This is a genomic window from Exiguobacterium sp. S3 (assembly GCF_018617295.1).
GTDB classification, from domain to species: domain Bacteria; phylum Bacillota; class Bacilli; order Exiguobacteriales; family Exiguobacteriaceae; genus Exiguobacterium; species Exiguobacterium profundum.
Window position 1 is genome coordinate 216362 of the sequence record NZ_JACSJW010000002.1, and the last position, 17431, is coordinate 233792.

At 49.0% G+C, this 17431-nt stretch carries 14 protein-coding genes and 1 other annotated feature; of the genes, 10 read left to right on the forward strand and 4 right to left on the reverse strand.

The window, feature by feature from the left end; genetic code table 11:
* Positions 1-131 precede the first annotated feature (131 nt).
* The 7 genes from hemA (at position 132) to KNO65_RS06110 (ending at position 9213) form a co-directional block, all read left to right on the forward strand.
* Positions 132-1478, forward strand: coding sequence for a glutamyl-tRNA reductase (hemA, locus tag KNO65_RS06080; protein ID WP_074037529.1), 1347 nt, complete (start codon positions 132-134; stop codon positions 1476-1478).
* Between the two features lie 52 nt (positions 1479-1530).
* A complete protein-coding gene (gene hemC, locus KNO65_RS06085) occupies positions 1531-2448 on the forward strand; it encodes a hydroxymethylbilane synthase (protein WP_078146536.1) in 918 nt (305 codons plus the stop codon).
* A 25-nt stretch (positions 2449-2473) separates the two neighbouring features.
* Positions 2474-3106: a uroporphyrinogen-III synthase gene (locus KNO65_RS06090; protein ID WP_214734012.1), complete on the forward strand. Its 633-nt coding sequence runs from the start codon at positions 2474-2476 to the stop codon at positions 3104-3106.
* On the forward strand, positions 3103-4083 hold the full coding sequence (gene hemB, locus KNO65_RS06095; protein WP_214782563.1) for a porphobilinogen synthase: 981 nt from the start codon (positions 3103-3105) through the stop codon (positions 4081-4083). The genes KNO65_RS06090 and hemB overlap by 4 nt, the downstream gene beginning before the upstream one ends.
* Positions 4080-5384 carry a glutamate-1-semialdehyde 2,1-aminomutase gene (gene hemL, locus KNO65_RS06100; RefSeq protein ID WP_031421390.1) on the forward strand — a complete coding sequence of 435 codons (1305 nt, stop codon included), beginning with the start codon at positions 4080-4082 and terminating at the stop codon, positions 5382-5384. Before hemB ends, hemL begins: the two co-directional genes overlap by 4 nt.
* A gap of 47 nt (positions 5385-5431) precedes the next feature.
* Positions 5432-5653: a binding site (T-box leader), on the forward strand.
* 58 nt (positions 5654-5711) lie between these two features.
* Positions 5712-8363, forward strand: coding sequence for a valine--tRNA ligase (locus tag KNO65_RS06105; protein WP_214782580.1), 2652 nt, complete (start codon positions 5712-5714; stop codon positions 8361-8363).
* A gap of 94 nt (positions 8364-8457) precedes the next feature.
* On the forward strand, positions 8458-9213 hold the full coding sequence (locus KNO65_RS06110) for a hypothetical protein (RefSeq protein WP_214782582.1): 756 nt from the start codon (positions 8458-8460) through the stop codon (positions 9211-9213).
* 15 nt (positions 9214-9228) lie between these two features.
* Here KNO65_RS06110 and KNO65_RS06115 read toward each other — a convergent pair whose 3' ends face one another.
* The 4 genes from KNO65_RS06115 to KNO65_RS06130 form a co-directional block, all read right to left on the reverse strand.
* Positions 9229-9405, reverse strand: coding sequence for a hypothetical protein (locus KNO65_RS06115; RefSeq protein WP_214782585.1), 177 nt, complete (start codon positions 9403-9405; stop codon positions 9229-9231).
* A complete protein-coding gene (locus tag KNO65_RS06120; protein WP_214782587.1) occupies positions 9402-9596 on the reverse strand; it encodes a hypothetical protein in 195 nt (64 codons plus the stop codon). Before KNO65_RS06120 ends, KNO65_RS06115 begins: the two co-directional genes overlap by 4 nt.
* 6 nt (positions 9597-9602) lie before the next feature.
* A complete protein-coding gene (locus KNO65_RS06125) occupies positions 9603-10043 on the reverse strand; it encodes an ASCH domain-containing protein (RefSeq protein WP_251131667.1) in 441 nt (146 codons plus the stop codon).
* A gap of 107 nt (positions 10044-10150) precedes the next feature.
* Positions 10151-11587, reverse strand: coding sequence for a protein adenylyltransferase SelO (locus KNO65_RS06130; protein WP_214782588.1), 1437 nt, complete (start codon positions 11585-11587; stop codon positions 10151-10153).
* A gap of 109 nt (positions 11588-11696) precedes the next feature.
* Between KNO65_RS06130 and KNO65_RS06135 the strand changes: the two genes are divergently transcribed.
* The 3 genes from KNO65_RS06135 (at position 11697) to KNO65_RS06145 (ending at position 17390) form a co-directional block, all read left to right on the forward strand.
* Positions 11697-12899 (forward strand): bifunctional folylpolyglutamate synthase/dihydrofolate synthase, encoded by a 1203-nt coding sequence (locus tag KNO65_RS06135; protein ID WP_214782592.1) that lies wholly within the window; start codon positions 11697-11699, stop codon positions 12897-12899.
* Positions 12900-12991: 92 nt separating this feature from the next.
* Positions 12992-16726 (forward strand): DUF5057 domain-containing protein, encoded by a 3735-nt coding sequence (locus KNO65_RS06140; RefSeq protein WP_214782595.1) that lies wholly within the window; start codon positions 12992-12994, stop codon positions 16724-16726.
* Between the two features lie 22 nt (positions 16727-16748).
* Positions 16749-17390 (forward strand): hypothetical protein, encoded by a 642-nt coding sequence (locus tag KNO65_RS06145; protein WP_214782597.1) that lies wholly within the window; start codon positions 16749-16751, stop codon positions 17388-17390.
* Positions 17391-17431 lie beyond the last annotated feature (41 nt).

Genomic DNA, 17431 nt, shown 5'->3' on the forward strand with positions numbered 1-17431 from the left:
GTTCTTATTTTATTTCAGGAAAATCAAACAGAAGATTATAGTTACCAGATAAGAACTGTTATAATGTACGGTAGAGATTGAAAAAAAGAAGAGACAACCGTCGGTGGATTTTAGATGAGGGGAAGAGATACATGCATATTGTCGTCGTTGGACTAAATAACAAGACAGCCCCTGTCGCGATTCGGGAGCAGTTCTCGTTTGGGGAGCAAGAAATCGTGGATGCGATGATTGCACTTCGCGAAGAGAAGAGCATTTTCGAGTCGGTTATTTTGTCTACGTGTAACCGGACGGAGCTGTACGTCGTGACAGATCAACTCCATACTGGACGTTATTACACGAAACGTTTCTTGGCGAACTGGTTCAACCTAGAGATGGAGCAGTTCACACCATACTTGTCGATTCGAGAAGGGGAAGAGGCGATTCGCCACTTGTTCCGTGTCACTTCGGGCCTCGACTCGATGATCATCGGGGAAACACAAATTTTAGGTCAAGTGAAGACGAGTTTCTTCCGTGCCCAGGAGCATGGAACGACAGGAACGGTCTTCAACAAATTATTCAAAGAAGCGGTTACACTCGCCAAGCGCGCCCATACGGACACGCAAATTGGGGAAATGTCTGTATCGGTCAGTTCGGCTGCCGTGACGCTCGCACAAGAGATGTATCAACAGCTTGAAGACAAACAAGTCGTCGTCGTCGGAGCCGGTGAGACGGGTGAATTGACGACACTCAACTTATTTGAAGCTGGCGCGAAACAAATCGCTGTCTTCAACCGGACGGAGAGCAAAGCAAAAGCTGTAGCGGATAAGTTCAAAGGCCGTGCCCATTCGATTCGTGAGATCGCATGTGGATTACTTGATGCAGATATTTTGATTAGTTCGACCGGGGCGAAGGATGCCGTCATTGGATACGACGATGTAGCGGCTGCACAGTTGCTGCGCCGCGAACGTCCGCTTCTTCTCATTGACATCGCTGTGCCGCGAGATATCGATCCAGCGGTCGCGACACTTCCGGGTGTGCATTTGTTCGATGTCGATGATTTGAATGGAATCGTAAACAAAAATCTTGAAGCACGTCTCGTCGAGGCTGAAAAGATTGAAATGAAAATCGATGAAGCGATTCAAGAGTTCCAAACATGGCTCATCACGCTTGGTGTCGTGCCAATCATGAACGAGTTGCGTGCTCGTGCCCTTGATATTCAAGAAGATACGATGACTAGTCTTGAGCGTAAGCTCGACCATTTGTCAGCACGAGACAAGAAAGTCATCGGGAAGCACATGAAGTCGATCATCAATCAAATGCTTCGTGACCCGATTGACTACATTAAAGATGCAGCGGCTCAACCGGACGCGAACGTTCGAATCGCTCAATTCATCGAGACGTTCGGACTTGATGTCGAGTTGCCGGAACAACCTGTAGACGAAGTGGAAGAAACAGATGCCACTTCTGCCAAAGCACCACTTCGCGCATTGATGCGCTAACAAGACAAAAAGGCGACGCGTGTCGCCTTTTTCTATGAAGGAGAGATTGAACATGCGGAAAATCATTGTCGGCTCACGCCGTTCCCAACTCGCCATGACTCAAACAAAATGGGTCATCGAGCAGTTGAAGCAAGCTGGAGCAAAGAACGAGTTCGAGATTAAAGAAATCGTGACGAAAGGTGACCAAATCGTCGACGTGCAATTGTCGAAAGTCGGTGGGAAAGGGTTGTTCGTCAAAGAGATTCAACAACAGATGCTCGATGGGGACATCGATTTCGCAGTACACAGCATGAAAGACGTTCCGGCCGAACTACCAGAAGAACTCTATATTAGCTGCATGCCGAAACGTGTCGATGCGCGTGACGTCCTCATCTGTGAGAACGGCTACACGTTCGAGACGCTTCCAAAAGGTTCGATTGTCGGAACGAGCTCACTCCGTCGTGGTGCTCAAATCTTGGCAGCCCGTCCTGACCTTGAGATTCAATGGATTCGTGGAAACATCGACACGCGTCTGAAGAAGTTAGACTCCGAGAACTACAATGCCATCTTGCTCGCGAAAGCAGGACTCGAGCGGATGGGGTGGACAGATCGTGTCGACTTCGAAGCGCTCGACCCGGACGTCATGGTACCTGCTGTCGGCCAGGGCGTACTCGCCATCGAGAGCCGCAAGGACGACGCAGAAGTGACAGCAGTGCTTCAATTGTTGCATGATGAAGTGACAGCGAAAGCGGCTACAGCGGAGCGCACCTTCTTAAAAGCGATCGAAGGAAGTTGTCACGTACCGGTCGGCGGTTATGCGACGGTCGACGGTGACGATGTGACACTCACAGGTCTCATCGCGTCAGTGGACGGGAAAGAAGTGCTCCGTGTGACGAAAACGTCAACGGACGGAATCGCACTCGGAATGGACGTAGCAGAAGAATTGCTCGGTCGTGGCGGGCGTGAAATCCTCGCCTCGGTCAATGAGTGACGTTTGGTACACGGGAACGAAACGAATGACCGCTTCGCAACGGGCACGGCTCGAGGCGAGCGGTCTTTCCGTTCATCATGTCCCGCTCATTCAGACGAGAGAGACGCATACACCGCCACCCGTGGAACGATTCGATTGGCTCGTCGTCACGAGTCAAAACGCGGTGCAAGCCCTTCGGAATCTGACGCGTGACGTCAAGGTCGCCGCTGTCGGGGAGAAGACGAAGCGGGCGCTTGAAGCGGAGGGCTTTACCGTCTCGCTCATGCCGGAGACGTATACGGGTGAGGCGCTTTTTGAGCAGTTATCTGACGTTGTTTCGACCGATGATGTCGTCTTGTTTGCACGTGGCAATTTGGCGAACACGTCGCATATGTCGATGCTGCCTTGCGTGTATGACTGGGTCGTCTATGAGACGATTCCAATCCGATTGACCTCGGACCAACAACAACAACTCGAGACGGTGAAGGCGTTACTCGTCCTGAGTCCGTCGGCCGTCGATGCGCTCACACCACACTTGTCCCACTTCAACGGGACGTGGTACGCCATTGGCGAAGTGACCGAACGCGCCGTCCGACAAGTGTCGACATTACCGGTACGAGTGCCAGAATGTTATACTATGGATGCATTAATACAGTGTGTAGGGGAGGATTTTTCATGAACCAGTTTGACCGTCACCGTCGTCTTCGCTCATCGAAGTCGATGCGTGCCCTCGTACGTGAAAATCATGTTCGAAAAGAAGATTTGATTTACCCGCTCTTCATCATTGAAGGGACTAACATTAAACGTGAAGTCAGCTCGATGCCAGGCGTCTTCAATTATTCACTTGACCGACTCGAAGAAGAGATAAAAGAAATCGTCGACCTCGGTCTCCAATCTGTGCTTTTGTTCGGTGTGCCGGAACGTAAAGACCCGGAAGGCAGCGAAGCGTATCATGACCACGGCATCGTCCAGGAAGCGATTCGTAAAGTGAAGGAGTGGGCGCCACAGCTCACGGTCATCGCCGATACGTGCCTTTGTGAGTACACGTCGACAGGTCACTGTGGTCTCGTGAAGGATGGGGACGTCGATAACGACGCATCACTTCCACTTCACGTCCAGACAGCCATTACGCAAGCACAAGCGGGTGCCGATGTCATCGCACCGAGCTCGATGATGGATGGATTCGTCGCAGCTATCCGTGAAGGTCTCGACCAAAACGGATTCAGTCACATTCCAATCATGAGCTACGGCGTCAAATATGCGTCTGCGTATTACGGACCGTTCCGTGACGCAGCCCAATCGGCTCCTGGTGAAGGCGACCGTAAAGGGTATCAGATGGACCCGGCGAACCGTCGTGAGGCGTTCCGTGAGTCACAATCGGACGTCGAACAAGGTGCCGACTTCATGATCGTCAAACCGGCTCTCGCGTTCATGGACATTATCCGTGACATGCGCGACTCACTCGATATGCCAATCGTGGCGTATAACGTGAGCGGTGAGTATGCGATGATCAAAGCCGCGTCACTCAACGACTGGGTCGATGAAGAACGCATCGTCATGGAGACGATGGTCGGATTCAAACGTGCCGGTGCCGATCTCATCGTCACGTATTTCGCAAAAGACGTCTGTCGCTATTTGGAAGGAGACTACGCATGACATACAACCAAACGCGCTCACAGGAAGCGTTCGAACAAGCTCGTCCACTCATGCCAGGCGGTGTCAACAGCCCGGTCCGTGCCTATAAATCGGTCGGGATGACGCCAATTTTCGCCGAACGTGGTGAAGGCTCACGCGTCTATGACATCGATGGCAACGAATATATCGATTACGTCCTCTCATGGGGACCACTCATCCTCGGTCACCGTGATCCGGTCGTCACGAAAGCGATCCAAGAACAAGCTGAAAAAGGCTGGACGTTCGGGACGCCGACCGAGCTTGAAACGAAGATGGCAGAACTCGTCATCGACCGTGTCCCATCGATCGAGATGGTCCGCATGGTCAACTCGGGAACGGAAGCGACGATGGCGGCACTTCGCCTCGCACGCGGCTATACCGGAAAGACAAAGATTTTGAAATTCGAAGGATGTTACCACGGACACGGTGACTCGCTTCTCATCAAAGCGGGGTCTGGCGTCGCGACGCTCGGTCTTCCAGACTCACCAGGTGTACCGAAAGAGCTCGCGAGCCATACGCTCACGGTTCCTTACAATGATTTGGACGCAGTCCGCGTCGCATTTGAGAAATATGGAGACGACCTCGCTGGGGTCATCGTCGAACCGGCCGCAGGAAACATGGGCTTCGTGCCACCACAACCAGGATTCCTCGAAGGACTTCGTGAAATCACGGAACAAAACGGCGCGCTTCTCATCTTTGATGAGGTCATGACGGGCTTCCGTGTCGGGTACAACTGTGCACAAGGGTACTTCGGTGTCACACCGGACCTCACGTGTCTCGGTAAGGTCATCGGCGGCGGACTTCCGGTCGGCGCTTACGGCGGGAAACGTGAAATCATGGAACAGATCGCACCGCAAGGTCCAATCTATCAAGCAGGTACGCTCTCGGGTAACCCACTTGCGATGATTGCCGGTTACACGACACTCTCGCAACTCAAACCGGAGCACTACGCCGAGTTCGAGCGTAAGGCAGACCGTCTCGCCGAAGGCTTCACACAGGCCGGTGAGAAATACAACATCCCACACGACACGAACCGTGCCGGCTCGATGTTCGGTTTCTTCTTCACGAACGAGAAAGTGACGAACTTTGAGAAAGCGAAATCGGCGAACCTTGAGATGTTCCGTTCGTACTATCAGAAGATGGCGGCGCGCGGCGTCTTCTTGCCGCCGTCACAGTTCGAAGGATTGTTCCTCTCGACGGCTCATACGGACGAGGATATCGAGAAGACAATCGCAGCGGTCGAGGCGACGTTCAAGGAGCTTCAAGAAGAGTTTTCACTCTAATCTTGACTGCTGACGTTTCTGTCGCTACAATTATTTAACAGATACGATGAATGGCTTTGATGAGGAGTAGTACGCATACTCCATTCCTTTTAGAGACGCGACCGCTTGGTGAAAGGTTGCGAGGGATGGACGCGGAAGTCGCCTCGGAGCTGACTTTCTGAATGGAGTAGGAAAGTTCGGTCCATCGACCGTTATTCGATTTTGAGGGCGCCATTTTTTGGCGAACTAAGGTGGTACCGCGGAAGATCACGGCTTCTTTCGTCCTTAGCATATAGGACGAGAGAAGCCGTTTTTGTGTTCACCAATAAGATAGAGGAGGCGCTACACATGGCCCATGAGACAAATGAAATCACCATGCCGACGAAGTACGACCCAAGTGCGACGGAGTCAAAATGGTACGACTACTGGTTAGAGAACGATGTATTTAAAGCAGACGAGGACGATTCGAAACAACCGTACACGATTGTCATCCCACCACCGAACGTTACCGGGAAACTTCACCTCGGTCACGCCTGGGACACGACGCTTCAAGACTTGTTGACACGTCTCAAGCGTATGCAAGGCTATGACGTGCTCTGGCTCCCAGGGATGGACCATGCCGGAATCGCGACACAAGCGAAAGTCGAGCAAAAACTCCGTGAAGAAGGCGTCATGCGTTACGACCTCGGACGTGAGAAGTTCCTCGAGAAGACGTGGGAATGGAAAGACGAGTATGCGAAGACGATTCGCGACCAATGGTCAAAACTTGGTCTCGGTCTCGACTACTCGCGTGAGCGCTTCACACTCGACGAAGGGCTCTCAAAAGCCGTTCAAGAAGTATTCGTCCGTCTTTACGAAAAAGGCTTGATCTATCGTGGCGAATATATCGTCAACTGGGACCCGGCTCAAAAGACGGCCGTTTCAGATATCGAGGTCATTTATCAAGAAGTCGAGGGTGCGTTCTATCACATGAAATACCCATTCGCTGACGGTTCAGGTCATATCGAAATCGCAACGACACGTCCCGAGACGATGCTCGGTGATACGGCGGTTGCCGTCAACCCGAAAGATGAGCGTTACACACACCTCATCGGCAAGACGATCATGCTTCCAGTCATGAACCGTGAGATCCCGATCGTTGCCGACGACTACGTGGACATGGAGTTCGGTACAGGTTGCGTGAAGATTACGCCAGCACACGACCCGAACGACTTTGAAATCGGAAACCGTCATGAGCTTCCACGCATCCTCGTCATGGATGAAGGCGGGAAGATGAACGAGAATGCTGGTAAGTACGAAGGGCTCGACCGCTTCGAATGCCGCAAGCAACTCGTGAAAGACCTTGAGGCGGACGGCACACTCGTGAAGATTGAGCCGCACACGCACTCGGTTGGTCACTCAGAGCGTTCAGGCGCAGTCATCGAGCCATACCTTTCGAAACAATGGTTTGTTGACATGGAGCCACTCGCGAAAGCGGCACTCGAGGCACAAGGAAACGATGACACGAAAGTCAACTTCGTCCCAGAACGCTTCGAAGGCACGTACCTCCGTTGGATGGAGAACATCCGCGACTGGTGTATCAGTCGTCAACTTTGGTGGGGCCACCGCATCCCGGCTTGGTACCATAACGAGACAGGAGAAGTGTATGTAGGGAAAGAAGCGCCAGCGGACAGTGAGAACTGGACACAAGACGAAGACGTCCTCGACACATGGTTCTCGTCAGCACTTTGGCCGTTCTCAACAATGGGCTGGCCGGATGCGGACGCACCGGACTTCAACCGTTACTTCCCGACGAGCGCGCTCGTTACAGGATACGACATCATCTTCTTCTGGGTATCACGGATGATCTTCCAATCACTCGAGTTCACAGGGAAGCAACCGTTCAACGACGTCCTCATCCACGGTCTCATCCGTGACTCGGAAGGACGCAAGATGTCGAAATCTCTCGGTAATGGTGTTGACCCGATGGAAGTCATCGACCAATACGGAGCTGATTCACTCCGTTGGTTCCTCCTCACAGGTTCGACACCAGGGAACGACCTTCGTTTCTATTGGGAGAAGATCGAGTCGACATGGAACTTCGCGAACAAGATTTGGAACGCAAGCCGTTTCGCACTCATGAACATGGATGGTCTTAAAGTCGAAGACATCGACCTCACAGGTGAGAAGACGCTTGCTGACAAGTGGATCTTGACACGCTTGAACGACACGATTGACCAAGTGACACGCCTCGTCGACAAGTACGAGTTCGGTGAAGCTGGTCGTTACTTGTACAACTTCATCTGGGAAGAGTTCTGTAACTGGTACATCGAGATGGCGAAACTCACGCTCTATGGTGAGGATGAAGCGGCGAAGCACACGACACGTTCGGTCCTCGCGCATACGCTCGATTCGATCATGCGTCTCATGCACCCGTTCATGCCGTTCCTCACAGAAGAAATTTGGCAACACTTGCCGCACGAAGGCGATTCAATCGTTCGTGCAAGCTACCCGACGCGTCGTGACGACCTTCACTTCGCCGATTCGGTTCCAGCGTTTGAAGCTGTGATGAACGTCATCCGCTCGGTTCGTAACATCCGTGCCGAAGTGAACGCACCGATGTCGAAACCGATCCAGCTCTTCATTTCGACGAGCGATGATGCGACACAAGGTTACTTGAGCGCGAACGAAATGACGATCGGCAAGTTTACGAATGCGACAGAGCTTGAAATCGGACGTGGTCTCACGGCCCCGGACAAGTCGATGTCAGCAATCATGACGGGAGCAGAGCTCTTCATCCCACTCGCAGACCTCATCAACTTCGAAGAAGAAATCGCTCGTCTTGAAAAAGAAGTGGCGAAGTATGAGAAAGAAGTCGAGCGCGTGCAGAAGAAACTCGGAAACCAAGGCTTCATCGCCAAGGCGCCGGCTCACGTCATCGACGAAGAGAAAGCAAAAGAAAAAGACTACCTCGACAAGCGTGACGCGGTCCGCGCCCGTTTGGAAGAGTTGCGTAAGTAAGACTCACACCTTCTTTGGAGATTGATTCTCTGAAGAAGGTTTTTTTGTGTTTTGGTAGAATTTGGAGAGATGGGCGTAGAAAAGGGGATATGAGATGAGACGAATCGGAATAGTATGTGTTCTTGTATTGGGGCTGGTTGGATGTACACCGTCAGAAGAGACAGAGTCTATAGAGAAAGATATAGAGGAAGTTGAGACGATTGAAGTAACTACACAACCTTCGAAAAAATGGGTACGTACGCTAGTTGAAGACGTACCAAAAGACACCGAATCGCTATCAGATGCGGTGGTTCAACAAATCACACTGCAATATAAGGATGGATCGGAAGGTCACCTTTCCACAAAGGATGTCATCTATGAAACGACAGTCGGAGACATCGGATTGATTGCGATTGGTCACCCGAACCAAACACCTTCCTTCGGGGTATATCACTATTCACGTGACAAGGAATGGGTCATGCACGGGATGAAGCACTTTGGGATTACTGACGCTTCTGATAAAAGACGTCACGACTTGGCGCTCCCACAAGATTTGATGTATACAATTGATAGTGAAATCGATGACGTGGAACGACCTGTAAAACTGTGGACGTTGTATGATGAGACGCAGCTGGTCACCATTTTGATGACCGATGCATTCAGTGTCGTAGACGGTGAGCGAATCCATGGTCATGCCGATGAAGTGGAACGCTATCGATTAAATCAGCCGAATGGGAATGGAATATACTACATCAGTCAAGACAAATTGATTCTTGTGACGGGAAATATCTCGGAAGAGGAGATATTGACGTTAGTTGATTCTTTACCGGAACCTTCGTCTGGATCGTTTCCTTTCTATGAACCAGAGTAAAACAAGAACCGAGCGTCAAGAGCGACGTTCGGTTCGTTTGTTGAAAAGCCACAAGGCGATGACTCCAATCGTCAATAGCATTGGAATTTGAGTGTAGAGTGGGGTCGTAAAACCGATTCGAAACAGGTGGACGATATATGTGAAATATAGACCTCCAACCACTGACGAAAGTATGATATAGAAGAGTTTCATACCTCTTCCTCCTCACTCCAAAACGGCAAGCGACCTGTTGTGACGTAGAACGAAGAAGTGAAGAGTGCACCGATTGCCACACCGGTCAAATTTGACTGAATCGGTTGACCGACTAAAGATAGAAACAGACTATACACTACATAAGCTGCTGAAGCGGTGATGACTAGCATCGGTAAAATGGTCATTTTCACGTTCAATCACTCCTTCGTATTGAATTGGTCCACTACTTTGAAGCGTTCACAGACAATGCTCATACTTGGTGTAAACGACAACTGGTATGAACGAAGCAACTTACTAAAGAATCGCTCATGGATGTCCCACCATTCTCTGTAAGTTCCTTCACCTTCAGCTAATGCAAACGCTTCGGATACCTCATTCATCGCCTGAATCGTGACTTCGGTCGTTTGAATGATGGCCATGGGTTGATCTGCTGCATCGAGAACGATAGCGTACTGTCTGATGTAAGGGAGTGGTTCATTCTCAATCTCATAAAGCATATATGCAGAACATGTTGCGGTTTTCTTTCCAGAGACGACTAGTTCTGCTAACGCATTTGCGTCATCACCAAATTGAAACGCTTCGACTTCGGTCAGCGGATGAACTTTACTTTTTTTCCAAATATTGATTCCAATAAGCAAGTGTCATTTCATTCATCATCATCATTTCCTTTCAAAACAGAACACTCCTTATTACGTATAAATGAGAAAGAAGTTTCAAAAAAACCACCTCGCAAAAGTGAGATGGTTCATGTACCACAAAACGTTTGATACGGATACGTTCGTGGTGGACCTGCCGATACATATTCAGCCGGTTTGTCGTAGTTATATGGGTCACGCAAAATGGTGAGTAGTGACTCGGTCGTACCGAAGTCACCGCGTTCTGCTGCTTGAATCGCTTTTTCGACATGATGATTTCGGGGAATGACGGCCGGGTTATATTGGCGCATGATTCGACTGACGTCCTCGTCCGGGAGACCTTGCTCACTCAAACGTTTCTGCCAAGCGTCAATCCACGCCTTCCCATCTTCTCGGGTTGAGAATGGGAGAGATTCAATCTCACCAAGCGTCAGCGAGCGGAACGTATTCGTATAATCTGCCTCCGTCTCCATCATCAAGCGGAGCAGTTCATCCGCTAGCTCATCGTCACCATCTTTTCGGACGAATAAGCCAATCTTATGTGCGAGACCGGTAAAGTACGCTTCTTTATACAACTCGGTATAACGGGTGAGTTGCTTGTTCGCCACATCAACCGCTTCTTCTTTCGTTTCGCCAAGGAGCGGCAGCATCGTCTCCGCCAGTCGGGCGAGGTTCCAAGACCCGATATATGGTTGATTCGCATAGGCGTAACGTCCATCTCGGTCGATCGAGCTGAAGACCGTCTCCGGATGATACGTGTCCATGAACGCGCATGGTCCATAATCGAGACCTTCACCACTAATGAACATATTGTCCGTGTTCATCACCCCATGAATGAACCCGATGAGTTGCCAGTTGGCAATCAGTCTCGCCTGTCTTTCGACGACGCGTCCGAGGAACTGTTCATAGCGATTCGGTGCATCGATCAAGTCTGGATCGTGTCGTTTGATTGCTACTTCAGTAAGAGCGATGACGTCATCGATGGAGCCGGCGCCTGCTGCGAATTGGAATGTTCCGACACGAAGATGACTTGAGGCGACCCGAGTCAGGATCGCTCCACGCTTCGGACCTTGACGCATGATGGCTTCCCCTGTCTGAACGACGGCGAGCGCCCGGTTCGTCGGGATGCCGAGAGCATGCATCGCTTCGCTGATGATGAACTCGCGTACCATCGGCCCGAGTGCGGCCCGTCCGTCTCCCCCTCTAGAATACTCTGTCGGTCCAGAACCCTTCAGTTGCACATCGACACACTTCCCGTTCGGAGTCACATGTTCGCCGAGTATGAGGGCGCGTCCGTCCCCGAGCATCGTCAAGTTGCCGAATTGATGTCCGGCGTATGCTTGTGAGAAAGACGTCTCTGTTTGACGATTGCCGGCAAGTAAATCGATGTCTTGTTTGAGACTTTGCGCATCAAGGCCGAGCGAAGCGGCTAATGGATCGTTAAACAAGACGAGTGTCGGATTGTCGACCGGATGGATGGGCCCACGGTCGTAAAAGATGTCACGTAGTTCGAGGTAAGTCGCCTCGAAGTTCCAGTCAGTTGTCATGGCGCATGCCTCCTTCTTCGCTTCGAGTATAGCACAGACTGTTTTCCATAACGGCTGTCGTGAATTTTGATAAAATGAAACAGAAGTGTAAACAGTAGGAGTGTGGAAGATGAAGACGAGACAAGATGTATTCGATTGGTTAAGTGGACAGCTTCGCTTCGGGATCAAACCGGGTCTTGAGCGGATGAGCTGGATGATTGAGCAGTTAGGGTTAGAAGAACGCCGATCCATCCATGTGGCCGGGACGAACGGAAAAGGGTCGACCGTCGCGTTTTTACGGGCGATGGCGATGGAGAACGGCTTATCCGTCGGCACATTCACGTCCCCTTATATCATTCAGTTCGAGGAGCGGATCATGTTGAACGGGGAACCGATTCCGGAAGACGCGCTCGTCGACGTGGCGAACCGTGTCAAATCCTGTGCGGACGAGACGCCAGAGACGCTGACGGAGTTTGAGCTCTTGACGATGATGGCATGGTGCTATTTTGATGACACACGTCCTGACTTGATCATTTGGGAAGTCGGTCTCGGGGGACGACTTGATTCGACCAATGTGTTGACGCATCCACTTGCGACCATTGTCACGTCAATTGGACATGACCATCAAGGCATTCTCGGCGATACGCTTGAAGAGATTGCACAAGAGAAATACGGCATCATGAAACGCGATGTCCCGATGTTTCATAGTATTGGTGAGGAACGATTGGTTGAGTTGTTGCATCAAAAAGGGGACGACATAGGTGCTTCCATTCATGATGTTCGTCCACTCGTTAAGAAAATTGTGAACGGGGCAGACACAGTTGTGACGTATGAGAATATGCCATCTGTCGTGCTCGGATTGACAGGACATCATCAAGCGTATAACGGGGCGTGTGCCGTGGCGGTGGCGCGTCACCTCGGCTGGAGTGATGAAGCTATCCGAAGAGGGCTCGAGCGAGCACAGCATCCTGGTCGATACGAACTGGTATCGAAACGACCGCGTATCATTCTAGATGGGGCACACAATCAAGAAGGCATCGAGGCGTTAGTATTACAAGCGAAACAAGAACGAAGAGTCACGGTGTTGACGGCGATTTTGGAAGATAAAGACCGCGATACGATGGTTCGTTCACTTCAACAAGTCGGAGATGTATATGAGACGACGTTTGAATTTCCGCGTGCGAGAACGAAAGCCCAACTAGAAAAAGATGGGGCGCGCTTTGTCGAATGGAAAACGTGGCTACGGAAGTGGGGCGAGTCGCCGACAAGCGAGACGTTGATCGTTACCGGTTCTCTTTATTTCATCAGTGAAGTGAGACGTTTCCTAAGCTAAAACATTTACCTGATGTCAAAGAAATAGATGTATATTTTTTCAAGTGGGTGGGATAATTAGTAGTGAAGACTAAAAATAGGGAGGACTATTCATTGCGTAAACTCATGCATGTGACCATAATCTTCATTTTACTATTTTCGTTCGTCCCTCAAACTAAATTCGTAGAGGCACAAGAATTACCGAAATATAAAGTTTTGTATTTAAGAGATGCGTATACAGCAAGCAATGTATTGACTCAAAAGGCTTTAGATACGGCGATTGAATCATATAAAAAGACACTCGTAAGTGATTTAAACAGCTTGAACAAGCTTGAGATTGACTTTATGACGGTCAAGCAATTCAATGCGACTCGTTTCCCGATGGATGGGGCTTACGATGCAATTGTGTTGGGAAGCAGTCCGCTTGAAAAGAAATACCAAGAAGCGCTTGATGACGTGAATAAAATCAAATCAACATCAAATCGAAGTGCAGAGCACGATACCACAAAAATTTTAAATGATTTAACCGATTTAAAGTTAGGTGAAATTACTGATTTTTATGTGAAAACAGGATTACCGGTATATCTTCATAAAGATGTGACACTTGGTAGTAAAAACGTGAAACAATTATCTACATTGAAAGAATTCACGAACGTGAAACAATTTGCTACTGATCAGGCACTCATTTCTGAATTGGTAAAACAACAGAGTATTCGCCCATTATTGGCAAATGTCGATGTCACGTATAATCAAAAACCAATTGAGAACGGAACGGTAGAAGTCAAAAACAATGACCGTAAACCGTTCCAGTTTACCTATCAGTTCGTAGGCACACCGACAGCGAGTACAATCGTCGAATTGTATATCGATTTCGACCATAATGACCGTTTTGATCCGGAAGATAAGGTGACGGAGGTCATCGGCTCATCTGCGACACAATTAGAATTCTTATTGTCACAGCCTACGTATACAGGACCGAAGAACTGGATGATTGTCGCCAAGGATACCGTCACAGGTCGTGCTGACTATAAAAAGGGAACATTCCTTTATATCGACCGAAAAGTAGAGGCGAATATTCTACAGTTGACCGCTGGGACAGGTATAAAAGGACAAATCACTCAATACTTATCAAACATGTTGCAAGACGATAAAGGACAGTACAAATTCACTTTGAACAATGGAACGACGAGTGAATTTCAACAAGGGAAATTTGATTCGAAATTAAATGCGAACGAATATGACATGTTGATTTTTGGCTTCCAAGATTCGTATAACGGGCAAGGCAGTATGAATGTCGCAGCAACGTCTAAAGTCAAAGCGTTTGCAGAGACGGGGCAAGGTGTTATGTTGACTCATGACACGATTTTTAGGTCTGGTGGAGGCAACTCGGCCACTTCTGAATGGGAACGTCAATTTGTCAATGCGGATTCTTCAAAAAACATTTCAGGGCAACGAATTTACACGAACATAGGTTATGGGGCACCGCAACCGACGAGCGTGATTGAAAAGGTACAGGACGGAATTTTTACTTCTTATCCATATGTGTTGGATGATGCGCCAAAAACCATTTCCACAACGCACAACCAATACTTCACGCTTGATTTGAATGACCCTGAAGTAACACCTTGGTATAACTTATCTTCTGATAAAAATAGTCCAAACCGTTCTTACGGGGATGCGAATAATCATTATTACACGTATACAAAAAATAACTTCACCTATTCAGGTGCAGGGCACACAAATAAGTTTGACAAACCAGACGAGCAAAAAATCTTTATCAATACAATGTATCGTGCATTCATCGGCTCAAACCATAAGCCGTACAACGTTCTAGAGTCTGTTGCGGATGAGACGGAGTCGTTTGACAAAGACGACATCACAGCCGGGGAAGTGAAAGTGTCATCGGGACAAGACGTGAAAGTGTTATGGCGACCTGGTGACTATGATTTCCGTGATAAGGAATTGACATCTGTCGTGACGTATAACGGTGTGTCAAAAACGTATAAAGGTGTACGAAACTATGATGTGCAGGAACTTGTGATTCCGAAAGACCAAGTCGTTGCCAATCGACCAATCGACGTCACAATCACGACGACGGATTCTCGCGGGGCGAGCGTCACAGACCGATTCGTCATTAATGTAAAAAAAGCAGCGGATACGAGTAAGTTGGTCAACGTAACTCGATCGATTGACTCCTCTACGATTGCCTTGTACGAGACAGGGACGATTAAGTATAACGTCCAATATCCTCAGTCGTTTGATTCGTTAAGTAATCAAAAAGACGGGGAGAATATCCGAATCAACGAAACGTTGTTCAAAGAAACACTGCCTGACCAGTTTGAAGTGGTATCTATCACATTGCCAAACGGTGACGTGGTGCGTCCGAGTGATTCGAAGAAGATTGATTTGGTCTTAAATCCAAATCTGTTCTACGAGTACAAAGATGAACAAAACAAACTTATACGTGGAGATACCAGTCTTCAATTTGATGTGACGGTTCGAACGACCACCCCATCGGCTTCATTGGTCAAATGGGCAAAAGAACAAAATGAGCTTGTCTCAAAAATTGAGAAATCTTCGGATCAAGAATGGGAAAGTCACATCGACTTATCCAACCGCTTTTCGGATTTGTTGATTGGAATCGGCGCACCATTTGCAAAGAGCGCATCGATTCCAAATGTCACGTTGCAGGTCGGCGCGCAACAAACGATTGTTCCGACCATCAAAGATCAATCAGGCGAAACCTTAACGAATCCGAAGTGGAGCACGTTGCAATGGGAAATACTTGAACCAAGAGGTGTTGCCTCGATTACAACAAGCGGGACAAACGCTACAATCCGTGCCTTAAGTCCTGGTGAGAAAAAGATTCGCTTAACGATCGACCCAGGGAATAACCGACCGTTGATTATTGCCGAATCAACACTACGGGTCGTCAGCCCGGCCGAGTCAATCGACATTGGGGATCAATCTCTATATGTCGGACAAAAAACAGTTGTCTCCCCGAAAATATTACCGACCACAGCTCAGTTTGAATCGATTAAAATTGAAAAGTTGAATGGGAATAGTGTGCGGTATAACTTGACAGATCGAGGGCTTGAACTTGAAGGACTGCAACCCGGCGAGACGACACTAAAAGCAACAGTCGTACCCGGTTCGATTTTCAGTGGACTCCAAGTTCAGTCACCGTCGACTACTTTCAAAGTCAGCGTGTTGTCACCGCAACTCGTTCAATCTCCGACCCAGCTGGACTTATGGGTATGGAATACAGACGAAGTTGATGAAGATGGGGTAGCGAAACGAGTCAACGAGACCGCATTCATCCAAGTCGACATCGAACCGCGTGTTACTGAACCGTTCCGATTGATTGGAGATGTGCCTTCCGCATTGACCGTCACTGAACAGGATGGAGGATTCTCCCTCCGCGCGAATGAAGGTTACGGAAAAGATGGTGTCGCAACACCAATCACTCTTCAATCTGAATTTGTGAATACACTATTGAATGGCGTTCGTTCGAATGCGAGTGTCATCCGTGTCAATGAGTATCCGACGCAAATCATGGCGAAAGATATGACGATTCAAGTTGATGACTCCAGCGCCCCAATCCCAGACCTCGGCTTTTGGCCGACGACAGCGACGTGGAGAGACTATCGAATGGAAGTCGTGTCGGGTAGAGAATTTGTCCGAATTGACGCCGGCGGGCAGCAAATCGTCGCAATCAAGCCGGGTGTCGCAAAAATTGAAGTATATACGACATTGCCTCAAGGTAAAACGTTTGATGCGGTAAAAGATACTTTCTATGTTCGAGTGATTCAAACAAATTCAACAGGGCAAGACAATGATCGTTACTGAGTGATGAGAGTGTGGTTTTGATATGAAACGAAAACAAATCATTCTCCTACTGATTGTAGGATTGATTGTGACAAGTATGGGTTGGCTCTTCCTTCAACTTCGAGCCGACCAAGACTTGTCGACGTTGTCTGGTGCATCATTAGTGGACGAGTTGACAAGCCGTACGGAAGTGACATCGGAAGAATTGAACGATTTTCAACAACGTGGTGAATGGGAAGCCGTCATCTATTCATTGACGCATGATTTAGTCGAACCAACGATTGAACAATTGGACTTTGCTCTTTCAGAAGGGACGCCAGATGTGCTAGAAGCATATCTGCAATCAGATATAGATCCATTCCAGTCGATTGACAATGTACCGGTCCTCGCCTCTTTATTCAATGGAAATGAGGATCCCGCGTATTGGAAAGTCGCCGTAGCGCAATTAAAGGACGAGCGACTGCTAACGTATGCGGTGGAAGGGTTGAACTACGAAGCAACCGAACTGTTGCTCAATGAAGGCTATACGATTCAAGATACCGAATCGGTGTTATTGCAGCCGATCCGTCACAATCAGGTCGAGTTGACGCAACTGCTTCTTGATAACGGCGCGCAATGGACAAAAGAGATGGAACAGACGGCCAAAGACTACAACTCGGATCTCATTTTAAAGATGGGGAACTAAAAAAATCGGCTTCTTCTCAATCAGAGAGGAAGCCGATTTTT